At 71.5% G+C, this 23,682-nt stretch carries 19 protein-coding genes; 9 read left to right on the forward strand and 10 right to left on the reverse strand.

From position 1 onward, the window contains the following. The 3 genes from IEY86_RS26130 to IEY86_RS26140 form a co-directional block, all read right to left on the reverse strand. On the reverse strand, positions 1-518 hold a 518-nt coding region (locus IEY86_RS26130; protein ID WP_308425177.1), incomplete at its 3' end, for a methyltransferase family protein. A 45-nt stretch (positions 519-563) separates the two neighbouring features. Then, positions 564-1,664 (reverse strand): class I SAM-dependent methyltransferase, encoded by a 1,101-nt coding sequence (locus IEY86_RS26135; protein ID WP_229698768.1) that lies wholly within the window; start codon positions 1,662-1,664, stop codon positions 564-566. A gap of 165 nt (positions 1,665-1,829) precedes the next feature. After that, positions 1,830-2,210, reverse strand: coding sequence for an antibiotic biosynthesis monooxygenase family protein (locus IEY86_RS26140; protein ID WP_189134312.1), 381 nt, complete (start codon positions 2,208-2,210; stop codon positions 1,830-1,832). Positions 2,211-2,571: 361 nt separating this feature from the next. Here IEY86_RS26140 and IEY86_RS26145 point away from each other — a divergent pair, with 361 nt between their 5' ends. Next, positions 2,572-3,465: a universal stress protein gene (locus tag IEY86_RS26145; RefSeq protein WP_189134313.1), complete on the forward strand. Its 894-nt coding sequence runs from the start codon at positions 2,572-2,574 to the stop codon at positions 3,463-3,465. Positions 3,466-3,492: 27 nt separating this feature from the next. On the opposite strand, the gene IEY86_RS26150 is transcribed toward IEY86_RS26145, so the two are convergent. Further along, positions 3,493-4,518, reverse strand: a complete 1,026-nt coding sequence (locus IEY86_RS26150; RefSeq protein ID WP_189134314.1) for a 6-phosphofructokinase — start codon at positions 4,516-4,518, stop codon at positions 3,493-3,495. Positions 4,519-5,004: 486 nt separating this feature from the next. Here IEY86_RS26150 and IEY86_RS26155 point away from each other — a divergent pair, with 486 nt between their 5' ends. Both IEY86_RS26155 and IEY86_RS26160 read left to right on the forward strand, forming a co-directional pair. Next, positions 5,005-6,219, forward strand: coding sequence for an MFS transporter (locus IEY86_RS26155; protein WP_373287096.1), 1,215 nt, complete (start codon positions 5,005-5,007; stop codon positions 6,217-6,219). Beyond that, entirely contained in the window at positions 6,216-7,292 is a 1,077-nt protein-coding gene (locus tag IEY86_RS26160; RefSeq protein ID WP_189134315.1) for a glycoside hydrolase family 88 protein, read from the forward strand. Before IEY86_RS26155 ends, IEY86_RS26160 begins: the two co-directional genes overlap by 4 nt. Before the next feature lie 35 nt (positions 7,293-7,327). Here the strand turns inward: IEY86_RS26160 and IEY86_RS26165 are convergent, their stop codons facing one another. Next, positions 7,328-8,512: an acyl-CoA dehydrogenase family protein gene (locus IEY86_RS26165; RefSeq protein WP_373287095.1), complete on the reverse strand. Its 1,185-nt coding sequence runs from the start codon at positions 8,510-8,512 to the stop codon at positions 7,328-7,330. A gap of 143 nt (positions 8,513-8,655) precedes the next feature. Here IEY86_RS26165 and IEY86_RS26170 point away from each other — a divergent pair, with 143 nt between their 5' ends. After that, the gene (locus IEY86_RS26170; protein ID WP_189134317.1) at positions 8,656-10,437 is read left to right on the forward strand and encodes a CoA transferase; all 1,782 of its coding nucleotides are present in this window, start codon (positions 8,656-8,658) and stop codon (positions 10,435-10,437) included. Then, complete coding sequence (locus IEY86_RS26175) at positions 10,434-12,116, forward strand: class I adenylate-forming enzyme family protein (protein WP_189134318.1); 1,683 nt, start codon at positions 10,434-10,436, stop codon at positions 12,114-12,116. The genes IEY86_RS26170 and IEY86_RS26175 overlap by 4 nt, the downstream gene beginning before the upstream one ends. 100 nt (positions 12,117-12,216) lie before the next feature. On the opposite strand, the gene IEY86_RS26180 is transcribed toward IEY86_RS26175, so the two are convergent. The 4 genes from IEY86_RS26180 to IEY86_RS26195 form a co-directional block, all read right to left on the reverse strand. Further along, positions 12,217-13,014 carry a metal ABC transporter solute-binding protein, Zn/Mn family gene (locus IEY86_RS26180; protein WP_189134319.1) on the reverse strand — a complete coding sequence of 266 codons (798 nt, stop codon included), beginning with the start codon at positions 13,012-13,014 and terminating at the stop codon, positions 12,217-12,219. Further along, the gene (locus IEY86_RS26185) at positions 12,972-13,838 is read right to left on the reverse strand and encodes a metal ABC transporter permease (protein ID WP_189134320.1); all 867 of its coding nucleotides are present in this window, start codon (positions 13,836-13,838) and stop codon (positions 12,972-12,974) included. Before IEY86_RS26185 ends, IEY86_RS26180 begins: the two co-directional genes overlap by 43 nt. Beyond that, entirely contained in the window at positions 13,835-14,470 is a 636-nt protein-coding gene (locus IEY86_RS26190) for a metal ABC transporter ATP-binding protein (RefSeq protein ID WP_189134321.1), read from the reverse strand. Before IEY86_RS26190 ends, IEY86_RS26185 begins: the two co-directional genes overlap by 4 nt. 358 nt (positions 14,471-14,828) lie before the next feature. Continuing rightward, entirely contained in the window at positions 14,829-15,239 is a 411-nt protein-coding gene (locus tag IEY86_RS26195; RefSeq protein ID WP_189134322.1) for a Fur family transcriptional regulator, read from the reverse strand. A 63-nt stretch (positions 15,240-15,302) separates the two neighbouring features. Here IEY86_RS26195 and IEY86_RS38200 point away from each other — a divergent pair, with 63 nt between their 5' ends. The 3 genes from IEY86_RS38200 to IEY86_RS26210 all read left to right on the forward strand — a co-directional run bounded on the left by IEY86_RS38200 (position 15,303) and on the right by IEY86_RS26210 (position 19,535). Beyond that, on the forward strand, positions 15,303-15,770 hold the full coding sequence (locus tag IEY86_RS38200) for a transcriptional repressor (protein ID WP_189134393.1): 468 nt from the start codon (positions 15,303-15,305) through the stop codon (positions 15,768-15,770). A 149-nt stretch (positions 15,771-15,919) separates the two neighbouring features. Further along, a complete protein-coding gene (katG, locus tag IEY86_RS26205; protein WP_189134323.1) occupies positions 15,920-18,151 on the forward strand; it encodes a catalase/peroxidase HPI in 2,232 nt (743 codons plus the stop codon). 253 nt (positions 18,152-18,404) lie between these two features. Next, entirely contained in the window at positions 18,405-19,535 is a 1,131-nt protein-coding gene (locus tag IEY86_RS26210) for a PP2C family protein-serine/threonine phosphatase (RefSeq protein ID WP_229698776.1), read from the forward strand. Between the two features lie 565 nt (positions 19,536-20,100). Here IEY86_RS26210 and IEY86_RS26215 read toward each other — a convergent pair. Next, positions 20,101-21,462, reverse strand: coding sequence for an MptA/MptB family glycosyltransferase (locus IEY86_RS26215; RefSeq protein WP_189134325.1), 1,362 nt, complete (start codon positions 21,460-21,462; stop codon positions 20,101-20,103). A gap of 730 nt (positions 21,463-22,192) precedes the next feature. On the opposite strand from IEY86_RS26215, the gene IEY86_RS26220 reads away from it, so the two are divergent. Continuing rightward, complete coding sequence (locus tag IEY86_RS26220; protein WP_189134326.1) at positions 22,193-23,218, forward strand: class I SAM-dependent methyltransferase; 1,026 nt, start codon at positions 22,193-22,195, stop codon at positions 23,216-23,218. Positions 23,219-23,682: the final 464 nt, after the last annotated feature.

Below are 23,682 nucleotides of genomic sequence, written 5' to 3' on the forward strand. Positions count from 1 at the left end.
CCGTAGCGGCTCCAGTCCACGCACCGGGCCAGTTCCTCGGCCAGCCTGCCGTTGACGGCGTCCATCGAGGACAGGAACCGGCGCACCCGCCCCGGGTCCTGGTAGGTCCGGGCGAAGAAGTCCCCGTCCTTGGGCTGCTCGACCTGCGGTTCCCCGCTGCGCAGCCCCTCGGTGAGCCTGGTCCATGCCGGGAACAGCGCGGTGCCGGACAGCTCGGCGAACCCGCCGACGTAGCTCGGTCGGCCACGGTCGAGGTACCGCGCCGCGAGCGCGCTGTTGCGGTACCGGTCGTCGCCGGTCCGTTCCAACATGCCCAGCGCGGTCAGCGCCTCGAGGAAATCACCCGCCGCGCGGCGGTGCAGGCCCAGCCGTTCCCGGATCTCCTCGAGACCGGCCGGCCCCTCGGCCAGCGCGGTGAACAGGTCCAGCTCCACGGCGCTCATCAGCGCCCGCGACGCAAAGTAGGCGGTGCCCAGTTCCAAGATCGGGTCAGGGCTCAGGACGTCGTCATCAGCCACGACGGATTCTCCTCCCTCAACGGTGAAGGGTCGGTGGAATGCGGCTCAGCGGGGCGCGGGAACCTCGGCGGCCGCCCGCCCGGTGCCGGCCGCGGACTCCTCCTCGGGCTCACCGGTCGCCGAGCGCTCCGCCAGCAGCACCCGCAGCGGGAGTCCCTTCGGCGCGTGGGTCTGGATCGCGGTGAAGCCGCCGGCCGTCAGAATGCGCTGGTACGCCTCGGCGGAGTGCACCTCGCCGTTCGAGGTCCACGCGAGCATCAGAACCGAGAACAGGTGCGGCAGCGGATCCTGTGCCGGGGACTCCCCACCGGTGACGAAGCCGACGATCGCCAGCCGGCCGCCCGGGCGCAGCGCCTTGGCCGTCCGGCGCAGCAGCTCGGTCGCCTTCTCCTCGGAGAAGTGGTGCAGCACGTTGGTCACCATGGCCAGGTCGTACGGACCGCCCAGCGGGACCTCGAACATGTCCCCGGGCAGGGCGTGCATACGAGCCCGAACGCCCATGCGCTCGGCGTGGCGTGCCGTCACCTCCAGCACGTTCGGCCAGTCCAGCGAGTACACCTCGGCCGCGGGATGACGCTGTGCGAAGGTGAAGCCGTAGTACCCGTGTCCACAGGCGACGTCCAGGACATCGAGCCGGGACCGCCCCCGGGCCCACGGGTCGAGCGCGTCCGCCATGGTCACCGCGGTGGGCGCGGCGACCGCGGTGGCGTACTCGGCGAAGTCCTCCCAGTAGCGGTAGCCCGGAGTCTCCGCGTTCTCCGGCACCACGACGCCGCCGTGCCGCACCGCCTCGCTCAGGCGCCGCAACGCCTCCCACTCCCAGTCGCCGGCCATCACATGGACCATGTCGCCGAGGTATCCGGGCCGGCCGGGGACGAGGCACTGCGCGGCGCCGGATACGAGCCGGAACGCGTTGCCGTCCAGGTCGAGCAGCCGGACGGCGACGAGCGCGTTGAGAAGGATGCGCATGCCACGTGGATCGGTTCCCAACCGGGCGGCCAGCGCCTCGGCGCCCTCCGGCCCGGCGGCGAGTCCTTCGAAGACGCCCAGTTGGACCCCGGTGCGCAGAAGGGAGGTCGTCTTGTACGCCTGCATCATCGTGAGCACATCGTCGCGAGTGAGCTCCTGGCCATGGATGTCGTTCACGTGTTCCACCTTCGGTCGAGGGGACCTGGGATGTCGGGCCGACCGAGCGGACCGGGCGCGGATGCCAGGCGCACCGGGTATGCGGGCGGCGCGTGCGGGTCGTCCTGAAGCCCGGCTGATCGGGGCGGGGAGGCATGGCGTGGACCGATCCGCGGCGGGCGTCCTTCAGAGCGGCGGGCGCCCTGAGCGTGTCGGCGCGGGGAACGGCCCCGCGGCCGAAAGCCGTTCCGTTGCCTGGAGCAGGATCATCGTCACGAAGGAGCCGGCCGACCGGTACGGATGCAGCTTGCTGCGATGCTCGATGTGCGCATCGCTGTGCTCGAAGTCCCGGAACCCGGCCTCGTCGCGCCAGTCGCTGACGATGTAGTAGACGCCGGGATCGTCGTCGGCGCGCAGCAGGGCCTGTCCGAGGTTGGCCTCATGTCCGGCGACCACATCCGTGGTGGCGCGCCAGACCTCTTCGAACTCGCGCTCCCTCCCCGGGAGGATCTCCATGCGCAACTGCACACGGTACGGCTGTGGTCTCTCCTCGGCGCTCGGCTGCATTGTCGTCTCCTCGTCGCTGGTGCGGCGTTGCTGTCGGCCCTTTCGCCACCTTGGGGACCGGCGAGTTGCCCGAGGGTAGGTCGACCGGCGTGGAGGAAGCGTTGAGCAGATCGTGGAGCGGATGCGACGGCACGGCGGTCATCGGCGCGGAAGCGCGGAAGCGCGGAAGCGCAGAAGTGCGGAAGCGCAGAAGCCCAGAAGCCCAGAAGCCCAGAAGCGCAGAATCAATACGGCTCACCGGCCCGTGGGGCCGCCCGGCTCGGCACGGGCAGCCGGATGAGGCCGACCGTGGAACAGTGGAAGTAGCGGCTCGGGGCGTGCGGCGCGTGCGCGGCATCCGGTGAGGCGAATGGAGGGTGCGATGAGTCTGCCGGTGGTAGCGGGGGTCGACGGCTCCGCGCGAAGCCTGGCAGCAGCCGACTGGGCTGCCCGGGAAGCGGTGCTTCGCCGGGCGCCGCTGCGACTGGTGCACGCCGCACCGTCAACGCCCGGTCTGGTCATGCCGGTGACTGCGGCGGAGGTGTGGTCGCAAGTCGGCGAAAAGGCTCTCCAGCACGGGGTCGCCGAACTCGGTGAGCGGTACCCGGACCTCGTCGTACGGGGCGAGCAGGTGTCCGGGCGTCCCGCCGAGACTCTGCTGTCGGCTGCGGCGAACGCCGGGCTGCTGGTGATCGGAGCTCGGGGTACGGGCGGCTTCGACGGCCTCGTGGTGGGGGCGGTGGCCCTGCGTGCCGCGGCGGCGGCCGCCTGTCCCGTGGTGGTGGTCCCCGAGCAGCCGACTCATACCGGTGACGAGGCGGAGTCCCCGGCGGCGGATGGCTGGGCGTGCGTGGTGACGGGTCTTGACCCGCACGAACCGGTGCACGAGACAGCGGACTTCGCCTTCGCCGCCGCCCGGGCGCACGGCGCCCTCCTGCGGGTGGTGCACGCGTGGGCCCTTCCCGCCACCGCCGTGTCCCCGTTGATGCTGGATGTGACGGAGGAGGACCGTGCCACCTGGGAGGACCAGGAGGTCCAGCTGCTCTCGGACGCCCTGCGGGAGTGGCGGGAGAAATACCCGCAGGTCGCCGTGGAGCCCGATGTCAGGCTGCTCCATCCGGAGATGGCGCTGGTGCACGCGTCCTCGGGCGCGGACCTGCTGGTCATCGGGCGGCGCGCCGACCCCCGGGCGCCCGAGGGACGGCTCGGTCCGGTCGCCCATGCGGTGCTGCACCACGCCCGCTGCCCGGTGGCGATCGTGCCGCACGCCGGATGACCGCGCCCGGAACGGCGGCCCGGCCGGTCAGCCGAAGAAGACTTCGAACTCGTCGTAGAGCGAAGGATCGACCGTCTTGCCCCCGACCGTGGCATCAGCGAGGGGGATGCGGACGATGTCCGTACCGCGTACGGCCACCATCATGCCGAAGGCTCCGTCCCTGACCGCGTCGACCGCGTGCAAGCCGAAGCGCGTCGCGAGCCACCGGTCGTACGGGCTCGGCGTGCCGCCCCGCTGGACGTGGCCCAGGACCGTGGTACGGGCTTCCTCCCCGGTGCGGTCGGTGATCTCCTGGGCCACCCATTCGCCGATGCCGGACAGCCGAACGTGCCCGAACTCGTCGACCGTCCGGTCCTTGAGGACCATGTGGCCCTCCTTGGGCACCGCCCCCTCCGCCACGACGACGATCGGCGCGTAGTTGATTTTGAACCGGCTCTCCACCCAGCCGCACACCTGCTCGATGTCGAACGGCCGCTCAGGAATGAGGATCGCGTTGGCGCCGCCCGCGATGCCGGCGTGCAGGGCGATCCAGCCGGCGTGCCGCCCCATCACCTCGACCACCAGGGCCCGCATGTGCGACTCGGCGGTGGTGTGCAGGCGGTCGATCGCCTCGGTGGCGATGTTGACGGCGGTGTCGAAGCCGAAGGTGTAGTCGGTCCCGGACACGTCGTTGTCGATGGTCTTCGGCACGCCCACCACCTGGATCCCCCGGCGGCTCAACTCGGCGGCAACGCCGAGCGTGTCCTCGCCGCCGATCACGATGAGCGCGTCGATGCCGTGCGCGGTGAGCGTGTCCCGCACCCGGCCTTCCCCGTCCTTCTGCTTGAGCGGGTTGGTGCGGGAGGAGCCGAGGATGGTCCCTCCTCGGGGAAGGATTCCGCGCACGGCGGGGATGCCCAGCGGGACGACCTTGTCCTCGATCGCGCCGAGCCAGCCGTCGCGCAAGCCGATGAAGTCGTATCCGTACTCCTGGACGCCCTTGCGCACCACGCTGCGGATCACGGCATTGAGCCCGGGGCAGTCGCCGCCGCCGGTCAGCACCCCTACCCTCATGGGCTTCTCCTTCGTGCCTGCCTGCGCGGCCACCGACGAGGAGCATCACTGGTGACCGCGGGAGAGATCTCGCCCCTGCCTCCAGCCTCCACCCATTCGATCGGCAGTGCCCACTCAGCCGGTACCGAGCACTGCGCGCTGCGCCTACCGGCGCCGGTGGATCAGCGAGGACAGTGCGGCGAGCAACCTTTCCGCCCGAGGTGCGATCGCTATCACATTGGCTACAATTTGATATTGTATTGATATCTCCTGATTCTGGGAGGCGATGCCGCGATGTCTCCGCTCATCCCCGCGTGTCACCGTGGTGCGCCTGCGCCCGGGATGGGCGCGCCTCGACGATCCTGTGCGGACATGTGTCGCACGCCACAACACGCGCGGGAACCCCTGCCCTGATCGAACCGACTGCTGAGGTGGCCCGGGGGACGCGCGGTTGTGGGGATCGGAGACATCGTGGGGGCGGAGCAGGCGGAGCAGGCGGAGCAGGCGGTGCAGGCGGTGCCGACGGCGTCGGCGGCGTCGGCGGCGTCGGCGGCCGGAGCGGACGGTGGACTGACGGCCCTGCTCACCTGCGCGATGGCGTTCTCGATGATGCAGCTCTTCCTGCTCGGAGCTCTGGGCCCGCGCCTGGTGGACGAACTGGGGATCTCGCCGACGGTGCTGGGCCTGACGACGACGATCGGCTTCGGGACAGCGGCTGTGCTCTCCCCCGCGGGCGGGCGGATCGTGGACCGGATCGGCCCCAGGCGGGCGCTCGTTGTGCTGTTGCTCGTGTCCGCGACGGCGCTCGCGCTGATCGGTGCCGCGCCGGGAGCCGGGTTCCTCCTCTCGGCGGTCGCGCTCGGCGGTCTGCCCCAAGCACTGGCCAACCCGGCGACCAACAAGGCGATCCTGGCCGGCGTCGCACCGGTCCGGCGGGGATCGGTGACCGGGATGAAGCAGTCGGGGGTGCAACTGGGCGCCTTCGTCGCCGGGCTTCCCCTGGCGGCGCTGGCCGCGGGTGTCGGCTGGCGTGGGGCGGTGTGGACGGCGGCCGCGACGGCGGTGGTGGCGGCACTGTGGGCGCTGCGCGCGCTGCCTGCCGATCCCGAGGTGAACAGGGCGGGGCCTCGGTCGTCGTTGGTGCCGCGCGGCGCCATCGCGTGGCTGGCGGTGTTCTCCTTGCTGCTGGGCTGCGGAATCGCGTCGGTCAACACGTATCTGGCGTTGTTCGGGGCACAAAGGCTCGGTCTGGGCCCCACCGCGGCCGGTGCCCTGGTGGCGGTGCTGGGCGTGGCGGGGATCGCCGGCCGGGTGGGCTGGTCGAGGGCCGCCCGGCCGGGGCGCGCGGAATGGCTGCCGGGATGGCTGGCGGCCGGTGCGGTGGTGGCGGCCCTTCTCCTGGCGGCCGCGTTGCTCGTGCACCCGCTGGTGTGGCCGGCCGCGGTGGCGGTGGGCGTGTTCGCCGTGTCGGGCAACGCTGTCTCCATGGTGCTGGTCATGCAGCGTGCCGCACCCGGCCGGGCCGGGCAGGACTCGGCGCTCGTCTCCGCCGGGTTCTTCACCGGCTTCGCCGTCGGTCCGCCGGTCCTGGGCGCACTGGCGCAGGCCGGTCACTACGGGCCCGGCTGGCTGCTGGTCGCGGCTGAGTTCGCGGCGGCGTGCGCGGTCGCGACGACGTGGGCGGTGCGGGAGCGGCGGCACCGCGCGGTGGTTGAGGCGTGACCGAAGCGGACTGGGCCGAACGCGCACTCGCGGAGGTCATCGACCGGGTCGCCGTCACCAGGGCTGAAGTCGGTGATCGCTTCCCCTTGTTCGCCGCCCCGGACACCGGCCGGTGGACGACCACCGGCCGGGGTGCGTGGACCGGTGGCTTCTGGGCCGGGCTGCTGTGGCTGCGGGCCCTGCACACCGGCGACGAGGTGGACCGGGCGGCGGCCTCGGCATGCACGGCGCGCCTGGCGGGCTGGGTGGAGGCCGACACCGCCGCCCGAGGTCTGATCCACTGGTACGGAACCGCTCTGGCCGTCGGCGATGCCGGGGCCGAAGGACTGCGCGAGCGGGCCGCCCGGGCCTGCCTGACCGCGCTGGACCCCGAACTCGGCCTCGTTCCTTGGGGATCCGCGTTCGGCGGACCCAGGCTGGTGGCCCGCGTGGACGCGGTCCCCGGCATGGTGCCGCTGCTGGCCACGGCAGGCCGCGAGGGCGCGCAAGCGGCCGCCTCCCACCTCCACCGGCATCTCGACCTGTGCCACGCAGACGGGCTGCCGGTGCCGGCCCTGCGTTTCGAGGCGGCGACGGGATGGCAGCCGTGCGACGATCCGGCTCCTGGCTGGAGCCGGGGACGTGCTTGGCTCCTGCTGGCAGTGGCCGACGCGCTGCACCGCCCGAGCGCGGCCGGGGCAAGGGCGGCCCGATTGGAGGCCGTGGCGGCCCAGTTGGCCGCCGCGCGGGGGAGGACTGCCGGACAGCTCGTCCCCGTGGCCGACGAGGCGCGGCCCGACGGCCCCCTGGACACCTCCGCCGCCGCGATCACAGCGGTGGCGCTGCTGAAGCTCGCCGCCATCCCGGGGCCCCGGTCCGCGGAATACGCCCACCGCGCCGTGGCGATCCTGAGCCGGTTGGCCACCGGGCACCTTTCCGGCGACGGCGGGGCCCGGCCGATGGGCATGCTGCTCGACGGCTGCTACGACGCCCGGCGGGGCATCGCCCCCCGCCACGAACTGGTGTGGGGCGACTTCTTCCTGGCCCTCGGGCTGGCCTGCCTCACCGGAACGGTCGACGTCCGGGCGGTGTAGCCCGCCGTAGCCGGGCACGGCGGACGAGACCCGCCTCACGGTGAGCGCAGCACCCGGCGTGCGACGGATGTGATGTGCAGCTCGTCCGGGCCGTCGAGGATGCGGGCGGCGCGGCCGGTGCGGAAGAGCGCGGGCAGAGGGGTGTCGGGGCCGAGTCCGGCCGCGCCGTGGACCTGGATGGCCGCGTCCGACACCTGCTGGAGCATGCGGGCGGCGGCGACCTTGGCCAGGCCCACCTCGATGTGCGCGTCCAGCCCGGCACCGATCCGGGCCGCGGCCTCGTGGACCAGTGGCCGGGTGGAGCGCACGGCGAGCAGTGACTCGAAGACGTGCTGCTGAACCAGTTGGTGGCCCGAGAGCGGACCGCGCGACCCGGAACGGGTGTTGGCGCGCTCACACATCAGGTCGAAGGCTCTCTGGGCCTGACCGAGCCAGCGCAGGCACCGCAGGGTCCGTCCCAGCTGGAGTCTTTCTCCGGCGATGGCCAGGGCCCGGCCCCGCTCGCCGATGAGGTGGTCGCCGGGGACGGTGACGTGGTCGAGGGCGATCTCCCATTGGCCGCCGGCGCCGAGGACGGGCAGTTCGCGTACGACGCGGAAGCCGGGGGAGTCGGTGGGGACCAGGAGGAGGGACAGCCCCGCGCGGTCCGGGGGCGCTGCGTCGGTGCGGGCCAGGACCGTGACCAGGTCGGCGTCGGCGGCACGGGAGGTGAACCATTTGCGGCCGCTGACGGTCCAACTCCCGTCCGACTCCCGCACCGCGCGCGTACTGGTCATCGACGGATCCGTGCCCGGGGCGTCCGGTTCGGTCATCGCGTAGCAGGCCCGGAGTTCTCCCGCGACCAGCCGCTCGAGGTACTGGTCGCGTATCCGCGTGCGGCCATGGCGTCGCAGCATCAACACGTCGAGCAGGGGCGCCGAGCCCAGGGCCGCCGGTCCGTGGTCGCTCGCGCCCTCGGCCTCCGCCAGCTGGAGGTACCGCGGCAGCGCGAGGCCCTGCCCGCCGAACTCGGCGGGCAACGGCAGAGCCCACAGGCCCTCGTCCATGGCCCGCGCGCGCAGAGAGCGCATCGCTGCCCTTCCGGCGGTGCCGCCGGAGTCCAGAACGGACTCCAGGGGAACGACCCGGCTGCGTACAAAGTCCGCCACCCGCTCAGTCAACTCCACGGCGTCCGGCCCCGGTCCCGGCCGTCCCCGGCCGGCGCTGCCCGCGCTGCCCACCACTTTCCTCCGCTCTGCCGGGAACCCGGGGGAACGGCAGTCCGACTGCCTCTCCGAGGAACTGGTCGGGTGCGACGGCGCCCTGGTTCCCGTGTTCCGCACATTCCAAGCGCCGGCCACCGCCGCGCCAGGAAGGGAGAGGCATGGCGCCACCAGCCACCACGCAGACGGTCCGGCCACTCGACGGGCTGCGCCTCGACACCTCGGGACCACCCGAGCTGACCGGCCTGGTCAGCGAACACCTGCGGCTCCTGGGAGCCCGGACGCCATCGGCACCGGCGGCTTCGGGCCATGCCGGCAGCGCGCATGTCACGCTGACCGGTGACGGCTTCGAGTGCCTTGAAGCCCGGGCCGCCTGGGCGCAGCCGTCGAGCGGGATCACCGACGAGGCGACCGTGCAGGCTGCCACCGGCATCATGGCGGTGCACGGCCGCCGCGACGGTGAACCGCGCGGCCTGGCAGTCGACTACGCCGCCACCGCGACCGCGGTACTCACCGTCCAGGGGCTCCTGGCCGCAACTCTGGGCCAGGCCCGCGGCGGACCGTGCGGCCGAGTGGTCACCGGTGCCGACCGGGCGGGGCTGCTGGCCGTCTCCCAGTACCTTGCCGCGGCCGGTGCCGATGAGGGCGAGGCGGCCGAACTCGCCCCGGGCGGCCCGCCGTTCATCGCGGGCGACGGCACCCTCTTTGAGCTGGAGACCCTCGACCCCGCCGACTGGGCCGCCTTCTGGCGCGCCCTGGACGCGCCCGCCGACGCTATACGGGCCGGCTGGCGGCCCTTCCAGTTCCGCTACGCCACGGCCTGCGCACCCGTCCCGGCCGCGCTGCACGCCACCGCACGCGCCCGCACATGGCACCGCATCCTTGAGGCGGCATCGGACTCAGGTGCCGAGGTCTGCCCGCTGCATACGCTGGCCGACCGCGCCGCCGAACACGACGGGGCCGCCCCGTGGTCGCTCGCAGCCCAGGGATCCGGACACCGCGCCGCCGCGATCCCCCCGACCGCCGCCCAGCCATTGGCGGGACTGACTGTCCTGGAGGCCGGTCGCCGCATCCAAGCGCCACTGGCCGCCCACCTCCTGGGACTGCTCGGCGCGACCGTGGTCCGCGTCGAACCGCCGGGCGGGGATCCGCTGCGCGCGATGCCCCCGGCCTGTTCCGGCATCTCGGCCCGGTGGCTCGCACTCAACCGGGGCAAGCAGGCCGTGGAGATCGACATCAAGTCGCCGTCCGATCGCCTCCGGCTGCGGGAGATGGCTGCGCAAGCCGACGTCTTCCTCCACAACTGGGCCCCGGGCACAGCCGCCCGGCTCGGCCTCGACGCGGGCGACCTGGCCGCCGTGAATCCGGCTCTGGTCTACGCGTACACCAGCGGCTGGGCCGACCGGATGCCCGAAGCCCCCATGGGCACGGACTTCATGGTGCAGGCACGCACCGCGGTCGGGGAGGCCGCACGCCCGGCGGACGAGCCCCCCGCCCCCTCCTTGATGACCCTGCTCGACCTCCTGGGCGGGCTCCTCGGCGGCGAAGCCGTGCTCGCCGGGCTGCTGCTGCGCGAGCGCACCGGCCAAGGCGTCCGGGTCGACTCCTCACTGCTGGGCGCGGCCGACGTCCTCACCGCCCCTGCCCTGCGCCGGGCCGCGACCGGCGGAAGCGCCCGACGCCCGGCCGGGTTCCGAAGGCCCCTGCGTACCGCGGACGGCTGGGTAGCACCCGCTGACGCCTGCGCGGCTGCCGCGGGAACGCACGAGCTGCGCGAATTGCGCACCGGCGAGGCCCTGACGCTCCTGCGTGAGCACGGCCTGGCCGCGACCGCCGTCACCACCGATCTCGCCGACCTGCACCACGATCCGCGCTTCGCCGGCTCGATCGGCCGCGACAAGCACGGTGCCCCAGCCGTTCCCGACCCCTGGAGCTTCACATGACCGTCGCACTGCACGACCTGCTGCCCGCCGGCCTGCGCCGCTCCTGGGTGATCGACGGGACCTGCCCCGACCTCGACATCTACAGCCTCTTCCGCGCCCGCCAGATCGCGGACCTGCACCGCACCGCGATCATCGACGCCAAAGGCGTACTCTGCTACACCGCACTGGACCGCAAGGTGCGATGTCTGGCCACCGGCCTCAGAGACCTCGGCATACGCCCGGGAGACGTCGTCGGCGTCCAACTGCCCAACGGCCGCAATGCCGTCGTCGCCGATCTCGCCCTGGCCGCTCTCGGCGCCGTGGCGCTACCGTTCCCCGTCGGCCGAGGAAGCCTGGAGGCCGAATGCCTGCTCCGTCGAGCGGAGGCCGTCGCCGTCATCGCCTCCATCGAGCACCGAGGCAACCGCCACGCCGCCGACCTGCACACTCTCGCCCCAGCTCTCCCGGCGCTGCGCCACGTCATCGCCGCCGGACCCGGCACCGCACCAGAAGGAACGATTCCTCTCTCCGGGCTGCTGCGCTGCGACCCGGCCGAGTTCGCCCCCGAACGGCCGCACCCGGACAGCGCGGCACGCATCCTCGTCTCGTCCGGCTCGGAAGCGGAGCCGAAGATGGTCGCCTACTCCCACAACGCCCTGGCCGGCGGACGAGGCAACTTCCTCGCCTCGCTGATGCCCGACCAGGCGCCGCCGCGCTGCCTGTTCCTGGTGCCGCTCGCTTCGGCCTTCGGTTCCAACGGCACCGCGGTCACCCTCGCCCGCCACGGCGGAACGCTCATCCTGATGGACCACTTCACCCCCGAAGCCGCGATCGACGCGGTCCGCGAGCACGGGCCCACGCACATCCTCGGCGTGCCCACGATGGTGCGCATGATGCTCGACCGGCTGAAAACCACGGGAGACGAACTGCCCGCCCCCACGGCCCTGGTCCTCGGCGGCTCGGCCCTGGACGAGACCACGGCGCGCAACGCCGCCCGCGCGTTCGGCTGCCCGGTCGTCAACCTCTACGGCTCGGCCGACGGCGTCAACTGCCATACCGGGCTCGGCAGCACGACCCCGGACGCCGACGGCCGGGGCGTCGTGGCCGGACGCCCCGATCCCCGCGTGGCCGACATCCGCATCGCCGACACCGACACCCATGAGCCACTCCAGGACGGCGCGACAGGAGAGATCATCGCGCGCGGCCCGATGACCCCCATGTGCTACGTGGCCTCACCGGACCTCGACGCCCGATACCGCACCCCCGACGGCTGGGTCCGTACCGGAGACCTCGGATTCCTCGACGACAACGGCATCCTGCACATCGTCGGACGGCTCAAGGACGTCGTCATCCGCGGCGGCGCCAACATCAGCCCCGCCGAGGTGGAACGAGAACTGGCCGCTCACCCCCTCGTACGCGATGTGGTGTGCGTGGGGGTTCCGGACGAGGTGATGGGGGAGCGGCTGGCGGCCTGCGTCGTACCCAGCGCCGCCCGGACCCCCACCCTCGATTCGCTGTGCGCGCACCTGACCCAGCGGGGACTGGAACAGCGCAAGCATCCCGAACACCTGCTGGTGGTCGGGGAACTTCCGCTGACCCCGGCGGGCAAGCCGGACCGGGCCGGGCTGCGGCAGCGCCTGACCGGCAGCCCGCCGCCGAAGCGGGAGCCCGCCGCTGTTCCGTTCGCCCGGACCGGCTGAGTCCGGGGGCCGCGCGGCCGCGCGCACGGCACTCGGGGGGCAGTCCGCACGGACTGCCCCCCGAGTGCGCGGGACGGCGGCGCGCGGTGACGCCACGGGCTCAGGACCCCGACATGGCCTTCTTCAGCTTGGCTGCCGCATCGCGGTACACCGGGAGGAGGTCGAGGTCGCTGTTCGGGTAGTTGACGATCTCCACCTGCTTCGCGCCGGAGTCCGGCAGGACCTTCCCCGTCGACATGTGGACGTTGTCCAGGACCAGGGCGGGCTTCTTCTTCGAGAGCTCGGAGAGCTGCGCCGGGGTGACCGCTTCCGGTCCGTAGGTCCCGACCGACGTGGCGCCCGCCAGCTTCGCCGCCCAGCTCGTGAACACCTGCGTGATCACATCGGGGCTCTTCCCGCCGGGCCACGCCGCTTTGAGGTCCTTGGCCAGCGCGGTGTACTGGGAGTCGAAGCCCGTCTTCCACCTCGCCGCGGCGTCCTCGGTGCCGAAACGCTTCGCCAGCTTGTCGACCTGCGACTTCACCTTGTCGGGGTCGTTGTCGAGGCTGACCTCGACCAGATCGGCTTCGGAACCGGCGGCTTCCTTGATCTTCGCGGCGTACGGCTCGAAGGGCGCGTAGAGCACGAAGTCGGCCTTGGCCACGGCGGCGAGGTCGGAGGGCTTCGGGTCGTAGTCGGGCGCGTGGTGAACGGACCGCGGCACGATGACCGTGACGTCCCGGGCGCCCGCGGCCTTGGCGAAGGCGCCTTCCCAGGTGGTGGTCGCGACCACGACCGGCTTCCCCTTCTTGCCTTCGGTGCTGTCCTTGGACGCCGTGTCGCCGCCGCAGCCGGCGGCCAGGGCCAGTGCCGCGCTCAGTGCGAGGAGGGAAGTGATACGGACGCGGGTGCGCGCCATGAGCTGATTCTCCGTTCGGGGACGAGATGAACCGCGAGGACTGCCGCCCCCGCGGTCAGGACGAGGACCGGCCCGGGCGGCCAGTCCAGCCACAGGGCGATGAGGAACCCGGTCAGGTTCACCCCGACGCCGATGGCGACCGCCCAGAGCGTGATCGACTTCAGCGAGGTGCCCAGGCGCCGTGCGGCGAGCGCGGGCAGCAGGGTGAGCGCGTCGACCAGGAGCGCACCGGTGAGTCTGATCGCTCCGGCGACCGAGATCGCGACCAGCACGAGCAGCACGAGGGTCAGTCCGCGCACGGGTACACCTGAACACTGGGCGAGTTCCCTGTCGTACAGCAGCAGTGCCACATCGCGGCGGCGCCACCAGAACAGGCCGGGAACGATGACGGCGAGGACTCCGAGGACGCTCAGGTCCGCGGTGCCCACGGACAGGATCGACCCCCACAGGAGCGCGAAGGCCCCCGAGGCGTTGACGCCGGAGACGGCCAGGACGAGCAGCGCGGCCGCGATCGCCAGACTCATCAGCAGGCCCATCGCGCCGGACAGGCCGTCCGGAGTGCGGGCGAGCGGCGCGACCCCCGCTCCGGCCAGGGCGCAGGCCACCAGCGCGCACACCATGGGGTCCAGGCCGGTCAGGAGGCCGACCGCGATGCCCAGCAGGGCGACGTGCATCACCGCGAACCGGACCGGCATGATGTCCAGTCCGACGACGACGACGCCGATCACCGGCAGGCCGATCGCGGCCAGCAGCAGGGCGAAGCCGGCCCGCTGCACTGGCAGGAGCCGCAGGAGTTCGCCGATGTCGGCGGTGGCGAGGGTCACCGGACCTCCCGCAGTCGTCCGGCGGCCATCTCCAGGACCCGGTCGCAGCGGTCGGCCAGTGACCGGTCGTGAGTCACGACGATCAGCGTCACCGGCAGTTCGGTGAGGACGTCGGCCGCCTTCTCCTGGCCGGAGAAGTCCAGGGCGGCGGTGGGCTCGTCGGCGAGCAGCACCTCGGCTCCGGCGGCCACGCATCCGATCGCCCGGGCGAGATACATCCGCTGCAACTGCCCGCCGGACAGGGTGTGCAGGGGGCGCTCGGTCAGCGCCCCCACGCCCAGGCGGGCCGCGGCTTGGGTGGCCTCCCTCGGAGCCGCACTGCCGGCCAGCAACTCCTTTCCCAGCAGGGGGAATCGTCCGGTCGCCGGCTTCTGCGGGATCCAGGCGCACACTCGCCTGCGCCACGCCCATTCCGCCGGTGAACGGGTGTCCCGGCCGCCGACCAGGATCGAGCCGGTCACCTGACGGTGCAGGCCCAGGACGGCACGCAGCAGGGTGGTCTTTCCCGAGCCGTTGGTCCCGGTCAGCGCCACGCGTTCTCCAGCGGCGATCTCCAGATCCACGTTCGCGACCGCCTCGACCCGGCCATGGCGGCAGGCGACCTCCCGCATGCGCACATTGAGCCCGCCCATCACACGCCCCTCACTCGCCCGTTGCCGCCGGGGAGAAGGCGGGGTCCGCGCCCTCCCACGCGGCAGTAGTCGGATGACGGGCGTGCCGGGTTCCCGCGAACCCGGATTCCACGGGGCCGCGGCTACCGGTTGCGGCTCGCGCTCGAAGCGGGCTCGAATCACCGCGTGCGCCGTGGGGAATTCCGGCGGACGGGTCGCCGGGCGCGCGCCCCGAGGCCCCCGCGATGGCATCATGAGGCAACCTGGGCGGGTGGTTGTCGAAGCGGAGGTGAGAGTGCTGCACGCAGCGGGATTACGTGGTCCCGCGCCACACGGCGCGGCCTCTGCCCGGACCGGGCAGGCATTGCCTGATGCGGCGTCAGGCGCAGGCTGGGCACAGCCCGCGGTAGGTGACCTCGACGTCGGACACCGTGAAGCCGAACCGTTCCTCCGCGGGGAGGTCCACCAGCGGATCGCCGGTCGGGTGGACATCGCGGATGGTGCCGCAGCTGGAGCACACCAGGTGCTGGTGCGGGTGGTGTGCGTTGGGGTCGTAGCGCTTGGCGCGGCCGTCGGTGGAGACCTCTGTCACCTCGCCCAGGGAAACCAGCTCGCCCAGGGTGTTGTAGACGGTCGCCCGGGAGATCTCGGGCAGCCGCCGCGCCGCGCGGGCGTGCACCTCGTCGGCCGTGAGATGCACGTGGTCGCCGTCGAGGACCTCCGCAACGACACGCCGCTGGGAGGTCATCCGCCAGCCGCGTCCTCGCAGTCGCTCCAGCAGGTCGCTCATATCGGTTCACCTATTCAGGTTCAGTGGGTTACCTGAAGTTTATCAGTGGACGTCCGAGTCTCGATGAGATACGGCTTTGGCCCGCTTCTTGACTTGGACTCTGTCCATTGTAGGATCGGTTCCGGCGATAGCCAAGGGACAGGAAGACTCCAGTACCGCAGGGGACCAAGACGTGACGGGATCATCGCCGAGGAGCCGCGCGGCGCCGGCCTGCGGCCGCCCGCGTGGTGCTGCTCGACGCCGTGCGGACCGTCCGGGACGCGACCACCTCGGCGTCGAGGCGATCGCCGCCGGGGTGCGCGATCACGTGGACCGTATGTGGGCCATATTTGCCTTCACGTCATCGTCCTTCACGTCGTGTGTACGACCCTCGGCGCGCTTACCACAGCGCGACTCGTACGCCGCAGCGAACCGGTCGGCAGTCCGGCCGGGTTCGAGGGACGCGTCGGGGACAACCACCACCATGTCCTGTGCCGGTCGTGCGGTGTCGTCGCTGACGTCGACCGCGCGGCCGGCGCGGCCCGCGGCTGACCGCACCCGACGGCCACGGCTCCTCGATCGGCTTCTCGATCGACGGGGCCGAGGCCATCCACCGAGGTCATCTCCTGGGGCCTGTGCCTCAACTGTTCGACCGCCCGCAGTTCTGAGCACCATGATCCGCCCAGTCCGGAAGGATTCCCATGTCCGAGAACCATGACGCAATCGTCGTAGACGCGAAGACGGAGGGCGGAGGTGGCTGCCCGGTCGCGCACGGGCGAGCTCCGCACCCGACTCAGGGCGGCGGAAACCGCCAGTGGTGGCCGGAGCGGCTCAACCTCAAGATCCTCGCCAAGAACCCCGCCGTGGCCAACCCCCTCGGCGAGGAGTTCGACTACGCGGAGGCGTTCAAGACCCTCGACCTCCCGGCGGTGAAGCAGGACATCGCGCAGGTGCTCACGACCTCGCAGGACTGGTGGCCGGCCGACTTCGGCCACTACGGCCCGTTCATGATCCGGATGGCGTGGCACAGCGCGGGCACCTACCGGATCAGCGACGGCCGCGGCGGCGGCGGGGCCGGCCAGCAGCGCTTCGCCCCTCTCAACAGCTGGCCGGACAACGGGAACCTCGACAAGGCCCGCCGCCTGCTGTGGCCGGTCAAGAAGAAGTACGGCAAGAGCCTCTCGTGGGCCGACCTGATGATCCTCGCCGGCAATGTCGCCCTGGAGTCGATGGGCTTCGAGACCTTCGGCTTCGGCGGCGGTCGTGCGGACGTCTGGGAGCCCGACGAGGACGTCTACTGGGGTCCTGAGACCACCTGGCTCGGCGACGAGCGCTACACCGGCGACCGGGAGCTGGAGAACCCCCTCGGCGCGGTCCAGATGGGCCTCATCTACGTCAACCCCGAGGGCCCCAACGGCAACCCGGACCCGATCGCCGCGGCCCGCGACATCCGGGAGACGTTCCGCCGGATGGCGATGAACGACGAGGAGACGGTCGCCCTGATCGCGGGCGGTCACACCTTCGGCAAGACCCACGGCGCGGGCCCCGCGGACAACGTGGGCGCCGACCCGGAGGCCGCCTCGATCGAGGAGCAGGGACTCGGCTGGAAGAACGCCTACGGCACCGGCAAGGGCGGCGACACGATCACCAGCGGTCTCGAGGGTACCTGGACGAACACCCCGACCACGTGGGACAACAGCTTCTTCGAGATCCTGTTCGGCTACGAGTGGGAGCTGTTCAAGAGCCCCGCCGGCGCGCACCAGTGGAGGCCGAAGGACGGCGCCGGGGCCGGCACGGTCCCCGACGCTCACGACGCGTCGAAGAACCACGCCCCGACGATGCTGACGACCGACCTCTCGCTCCGGTTCGACCCGGCCTACGAGCAGATCTCGCGGCGCTTCCTCGAGAACCCCGACGAGTTCGCGGACGCCTTCGCCCGGGCGTGGTTCAAGCTGACCCACCGCGACATGGGCCCGGTCGTGCGCTACCTCGGCCCGGAGGTCCCCACGGAGACGCTGCTGTGGCAGGACCCCCTGCCCGCCGTGACGCACGAGCTCGTCGACGCCGAGGACATCGCCTCCCTCAAGAGCCAGATCCTCGCCTCGGGCCTGTCGGTGCCCCAGCTCGTGTCCACCGCGTGGGCGTCGGCCTCGTCCTTCCGTGGCAGCGACAAGCGCGGCGGCGCCAACGGCGCGCGCATCCGCCTCCAGCCGCAGAGCGGGTGGGAGGTCAACGACCCCGACCAGCTGGCGACGGTGCTGGGCATCCTTGAGGGGATCCAGAACGCCTTCAACGCCGCCGGGACCGGCGGCAAGCGGATCTCGTTCGCCGACCTGATCGTGCTCGCCGGCGGCGCGGCCGTCGAGCAGGCCGCCAAGAACGCCGGCTTCGACGTCGAGGTCCCCTTCACGCCGGGCCGCGCGGACGCCTCGCAGGAGCAGACCGACGTGGAGTCGTTCGCCGCGCTCGAGCCGACCGCGGACGGGTTCCGCAACTACCTCGGCAAGGGCAACCGTCTGCCGGCCGAGTACCTGCTGCTCGACCGGGCGAACCTGCTGACTCTGAGCGCCCCCGAGCTGACGGTCCTCGTCGGTGGCCTTCGGGTGCTGGGCGCGAACTACCAGCAGTCGGCCGTCGGCGCCTTCACCACGACCCCCGGATCCCTGACCAACGACTTCTTCGTCAACCTGCTCGACCTGGGCACGACGTGGAAGGCGACGTCCGAGGACGCGAACACGTTCGAGGGCCGCGACGCCGCCACGGGCGAGGTCAAGTGGACCGGCAGCCGCGCCGACCTCGTCTTCGGGTCGAACTCCGAGCTGCGCGCGCTCGCGGAGGTCTACGCGAGCGATGACGCCAAGGAGAAGTTCGTGAACGACTTCGTGGCGGCGTGGGACAAGGTGATGAACCTCGACCGGTTCGACCTCGTCTGACCATGACGTCCAGGTCGGCCCCCGCGGGGGCCGACCTGGACGTCCTCGGTGGGAGGAAGGCGTGCTCGGCGTTCCCGGCTTCGCCACACCGGACGCACGCGGCACCCTGGCCGACGCGGAAGCCGTGCTCACGGTCACCGCCGGAGAGGTGGTGCACCGCGCAGGGTGAGCCGGCCCTTGGCCAGGTACCCCTGCCGTCGGCCGCCCCGAGGCTCAATGTCCACTTCGCTCGGATATGATGCGTTTTGTGATCATGCTCGAGCGACTGCGGGGCCGTCGTCCTGCCTCCGGCGGCCGGTGGGATGCTTCCCTGCTGTCACCGGTGGTCCTCACCATCCTCGTCGCCGCACTGGCGTTCTCCACGCCGAGGCAGATCGCCTTCAGCCGCCTCCTGCCGGCAGCACCCGCCCTCGCCGCGGCGATGTGGCCCGTGCTCCCCACGATCCTGCTGGGAACCTTCTGCCTGCTGGTCATGATCGGCCTCGGCTTCATCTACACCGACCTGGGGACGCAGTACACCTCGGCTGCGATCGTCGCGGTCACCTTGGCGGCCGCCTACGCGAGCCATGTCCGACTCCAGCGGGAGGAGACACTCCTCAACGTCCGGCTCGTCGCCGACGCGGCCCAGAAGGTACTGCTGCGTCCCCTGCCGCCCCGCATTGGGGGCGTCGAGATCGAGTCGCTGTATCTGGCGGCCCAGGAGCAGGCCCGGATCGGCGGCGACTTCTACGAAGTGGTCGGCACGCCGTACGGGGTCCGGCTGCTCATCGGTGACGTACGCGGCAAGGGCCTGTCCGCCGTGGGGGCGGCCTCGGCGGTGATCAGCTCCTTCAGGGAGGCCGCGTACGACGAGCCAGACCTGAGCGGCATCACCCATCGGCTGGAGAGCAGCATCATCCGCCACAGCGCTGCCTTCCCGGGACAGGACCTGCCGGAGCACTTCGCCACCGCGCTTGTCGCCGAGATCCCGCCCGGCGGTGGCCGCCTCAAGCTCCTCAACTGCGGGCACCCGCCGCCGTTGCTCGTGCACGGGGGGGAGATCCACGTCCTGGATCCCACCACCGCCTCGCCGCCCCTCAACCTCGCGGCGCTCATCGGAGACCACTACTGCGTCGACAGCGTCTCCTTCGCCCCGGGCGACCAGCTACTGCTCTACACCGACGGGGTGACGGAGACCCGGGACCGCGCCGGCGAGTTCTTCCCGCTGCCGGACTGGCTGCGGAGCCAAGGCCCGGGGTCGCCCCGTGAGCTGCTCGACCGGCTTCACCAGGACCTGCTCCACTACAGCGGCGGAAGGCTCGACGACGACATCGCGGCCCTCGCTGTGACATTCCCGAGCACCGGGAGCACCGGCAGCACCGGGGTCCAGGAGCCTCTCGCATAGGCGGCTGGAAGCGCCGGGCGGGCTCGCCGGACGGCCGGGCACGGCGGTTCGCGGCGCATGGTTCACCCGGCCTTCGCCGGGGCCGAAGCGATTCGAGGTGGAGACCGAAGCATTCCCGCGCGGAGGGCAGTTGCGGGTTGTTGCGCCGCCGCGGCTTTGGTGAGGTTGAAGCGATTCCACATCGCGACGATGGGAATCGAACCTTCACGAGGTGGCCATGCATCCCCCGAACCTTCCGCCGGAATGGCGCTGTTCTCCCATCCCGCCCAATCTCATGTCTCATGCGGCGTTCCTGGACGCGTTCCGGCGCCTTTCCATGGGATCGGCCGAGCGACCCACGCCTGGGAAGGTGGCTTCCCCCAGGAATGTGCGGCACGGCTGACCGCTGCGCGTCACCACTCACCGCGGAGCACTGCCACCGCGCCGCGCACCCGGTACCCGCAGGTGTGGGCCACCGCACGGTGGTTGAAGCACTCGCCGAGTACCACCGCACCACCTGAGCACCCAGCCGGGGCACACTCCCGCCGGCCCGGGCAGTACCTTCACCCCATGGCCGCGAGCGAGGTCACCAGGTCCAGCCGTGGCCGCCGCTGTTGTGCAGGAGGGCGAGGGAGACGGTCGCCACCGTCAGCCAGGGGACCAGTGGGTTGCGGGGCAGCCTCGCGGCCAGGGCCCAGGCCATCGCCGTGTACCAGGGCATGGTCCAGGGCGCCACGAGAAGCCAGGCGCAGTTCAGGACCAGAGGGCCGGTGACAGTGTCCGCCGGTTCCCGCAGGACCCGGCGCCGTATCACCGGTGTCATCGCGAGCATGAGCACCGGCCACAGGGCACTGATGACCGCGGCCACCACCGCCGGGCCGACGACCGTGCCGCCCAGGCTTCGCAGCACCCCCCACGGCGAGAGGTCGGAGACGAGGCCGGAGGCGGCGGACAGCGGCGCCAACGCGTGCAGGCCGTAGGCCCCGTACAGGCCGACCAGCGTGAGAGCGGCGGTCAGTGCCAGCCGGACGACCCGCCACGGCCCGTTGTCGCGAAGCACCGGCCACGCCAGACCGGCGCCGAGCAGCACGGCGCTGACCTTGAACCCGCAGGCCAGGCCGATGAGAACACCGGCGAACACATCGTGCCGCAGCCGTGTGCCCCGGCGGAGCTGGTGGACGGCGCAGACCGCGAGAGCCGCCATATAGGTGTCCAGATGCCCTCCCGCGACCAACTGCCCGATCAGGATCGGATTGGCCACCCACAGCAGCCCGGCTCTGACCTTGTCCTCGCACGTCCGCAGCAGCAACTGCCCCACGGCGAGGAAGACCGCGCCATTGGCGATCATGAGGATCCAGATCGTCACCCAGGGGTGGACACCGCCGATCAGCGCGGCGCCCGCCTGCGCCCATGTCGCCATCGGTCCGTACACCGAGGGTGTGTGCACCCAGACATCGCTCACCAGCGAGGCATAGGCTCCGCCGAGATCAGCCGGGGTGGACACATATGGGTCTGCCCCCATGGCCGCGATCCGCCCGTAGGCGGCGTAGCTGGCCATGTCCGCGGAGCCCACCGGGGTGAGGCCGACGAAGACCGCCACCGCGGCGACGCCTGCACGGCGCAGCGTGCGGGGGCTGGGTGACCAGCCCCGTTTCGCTGCGCCCAGCATTCCGGCCAGCCCCAGCCCCGACAGGACGAGGGCCGAGAACGTCAGGAGCGTGGAGACCAGCCCGGGCATCGGGAACGGCAGGGAGAGCGGCAGCCGCACATCGAGGGTGTGGTTGTTCGGCGCGCACGCGGCTGTCAGCGCGAGCAGCCCCGTTCCACCCACCGACAGGCGCACGGCCACGCGAGGCCGGGTGAGCGGCCCCTCGACGAGTCGGCCGACGAGCGCCGCGGTACGGCTCCCCTCGCCGGCGAACGGAACCAGAGCCAGCGGCGCGGTCACCGGCGGCCGCCGTCGTGTGCCATCGCGGGAACTTCAGTCATGGCACATTCGCTCTTTCGGACGGGACGGACGTCGGCCCTCAGTTGTCCCAGCACCTGATGGCAGCCGTGCGACAAGGAGACGAACGCGCCGCGACCGCGCATCGGAGACAAGGCGACGCGCGGCGCCCCGGCACTCGATCGGTACCGATGGGCGGCGGCGTCGGCCCGATCTCTGCGCAGCTTCGGAACTCGAGTCGTAGTGACCGACGGGTCGGCGATACGGCATCGCCAACCCATCACCTGATCGGCGACCCTGGACCTCCCCGACCATCTGGTTGAGCCCGGGGCCACCGCGGTCATCGACTGAATGAGGGTCGTGACAACGAGCGCTCCATGGTGCTGACAAGCAGAGCCCGTGCCATTGCGGCGGCAGGGACGGGGGGCACCGTCCGACGATCGACTCGATCCTGGATGAATGGGCAGGTAGGGGAGTGGTTTTGGCACCTTCGGCGCGGTCGGGGCCCGCTCGATGACGTCTTGTCATCCACTCGGGCATCATTTGTCATAGCTCTGGACACCATGTGTCATGGATGGCTACCGTGTGACCCGACGTCAAGGTTCGGCCGGGCCACCGGTACACCGCCCGGCGTGCCGCCGGGCGACGTGCGGCGAAACGCTCTACCACCCGTGACCGGCTGGGTGGATCCCGTGTCAGCAGTCAGTGATCGTGGAACGAGGGTGGAAAAATCGTGACATCTGAAAGCGCGAGGCAGCGTCAGCTGACGGACGAGATCGCGGCGAGCGGTGAGGCTCCGGCGATCGCGGCGGCAGCGGCCCTGCTCGAAATGGGAGACCGCCTCGGCGTCCTGGACGTCATCATTCCCGGCAAGGAGTTCACCGTCCGGGAGTTGGCGGAGTACGCCGACCTTCCCGAGACGGGTGTCGCCCACTACCTCGAGGCGATGGAATCCGCGGGAGTCATCATCCACTCGCCGTCCACCGCCGGAAGCTTCGTGACTGCCCCGGACTACGACCGCATTCAGCACCAGGCCGGCTACGTGTCATGGGTGATGAACGCGAACCGGCCGTTCATCGAGAACGCCCGTGAGTACCTCTCCGACCCCGGAAAGGCCAGCGGCGCCTACATCCGCGACGGCCGTCAGGTCGCGGTCAGCTCCCAGTGGATGGGGTCGAAGGCGTTCTACCCCGCCGCTCTCGGGACGATATTCGAGGCCAAGCCGGAGCGGATCGCCGACCTGGGAGCCGGTACCTGCCGTCTGCTCATCGAGGTCCTTCAGCAACTCCCCGGCTGCTGCGGCGTCGGACTCGACCTGGACGCTCCCTCCTGCAACGCCGCGAAATTGGCGGGCGAGCAGGCCGGAGTCAGCGACCGTCTGACGGTCGTCGAGCGGTCGATCCAGTCGATCGCCACCGACCCCTCGCCGGTCGAGGGCAGCGATGTCATCCACGCCGGTTTCGTCTTCCACGACATGATGCCGGAGGAGGAGGATGTCGCCGACGCTGTCTTCGCGAACTGCCGTGAGGCGCTGAGGCCGGGCGGCATCATGGCCATCACCGAAGCGGTTCCCTACCTGCGCAACGAGCGGGAGCGCCGGTTCAGCTCCATCGTGACCTACTACCACCGTGAGTTCATGAAGCGGAAGCTTCTCACCGAGGCGGAGTGGGAGGCCAAGCTGCGGGACGCCGGCTTCAACGACGTCAGGACCGTGGAGCTGGGCTTCCCGACCGGTCGCCTCTTCGTGGCGACGCGGTAGCCGCACCCGACGCGCGACACGGGCGTGGGTTCCGGGCACGAACCGAATGGTTCGGCACGGACCCCACGCCCGTCGTCGTTCCCGAGGGAAGCCGCGGCCGGCGCCACACGCCAAACCCCCGAACCCCCGAACCCCCGAACCCCCGAACCCCCGAACCCCCGAGACCCCGGAACGCCGGACGCCGGACCCCAGAACTCCGGACGCCGGACGTCTGACATCGGACGTCTGACATCGGACACAACAGTGCCCCGGACACAGGCCCCGACACAGTGCCCCGGACGCAGGCCCCCGGGCCCCGACTTCGTACGGCGCCGCGGGACGGTCACATCGCACGCGCACGGCGAAGAGGGGAGCGCACCGCCTTCGTACACCGTGATCGCTGGGCACCCGCGGGATGCGGGGCGCGTGCCCCCGCACAACACCGCGGCCCCGGTGGATTTCCGGGGCCGCGGTGTTCGGGCGAT

It is taken from the genome of Wenjunlia tyrosinilytica (genome assembly GCF_014646055.1).
Taxonomy (GTDB): domain Bacteria; phylum Actinomycetota; class Actinomycetes; order Streptomycetales; family Streptomycetaceae; genus Wenjunlia; species Wenjunlia tyrosinilytica.

What these genes read in the sequence shown, in the direction of transcription:
- IEY86_RS26195 (WP_189134322.1), bottom strand. Translation starts at nt 15,239, where the DNA reads ATGAGCGACCTGCTGGAGCGACTGCGAGGACGCGGCTGGCGGATGACC.
- IEY86_RS26140 (WP_189134312.1), bottom strand. Translation starts at nt 2,210, where the DNA reads ATGCAGCCGAGCGCCGAGGAGAGACCACAGCCGTACCGTGTGCAGTTG.
- IEY86_RS26210 (WP_229698776.1), top strand. Translation starts at nt 18,405, where the DNA reads ATGCTCGAGCGACTGCGGGGCCGTCGTCCTGCCTCCGGCGGCCGGTGG.
- IEY86_RS26145 (WP_189134313.1), top strand. Translation starts at nt 2,572, where the DNA reads ATGAGTCTGCCGGTGGTAGCGGGGGTCGACGGCTCCGCGCGAAGCCTG.
- IEY86_RS38200 (WP_189134393.1), top strand. Translation starts at nt 15,303, where the DNA reads ATGAGATACGGCTTTGGCCCGCTTCTTGACTTGGACTCTGTCCATTGT.
- IEY86_RS26180 (WP_189134319.1), bottom strand. Translation starts at nt 13,014, where the DNA reads ATGGCGCGCACCCGCGTCCGTATCACTTCCCTCCTCGCACTGAGCGCG.
- IEY86_RS26150 (WP_189134314.1), bottom strand. Translation starts at nt 4,518, where the DNA reads ATGAGGGTAGGGGTGCTGACCGGCGGCGGCGACTGCCCCGGGCTCAAT.
- IEY86_RS26175 (WP_189134318.1), top strand. Translation starts at nt 10,434, where the DNA reads ATGACCGTCGCACTGCACGACCTGCTGCCCGCCGGCCTGCGCCGCTCC.
- katG (WP_189134323.1), top strand. Translation starts at nt 15,920, where the DNA reads ATGTCCGAGAACCATGACGCAATCGTCGTAGACGCGAAGACGGAGGGC.
- IEY86_RS26190 (WP_189134321.1), bottom strand. Translation starts at nt 14,470, where the DNA reads ATGGGCGGGCTCAATGTGCGCATGCGGGAGGTCGCCTGCCGCCATGGC.
- IEY86_RS26170 (WP_189134317.1), top strand. Translation starts at nt 8,656, where the DNA reads ATGGCGCCACCAGCCACCACGCAGACGGTCCGGCCACTCGACGGGCTG.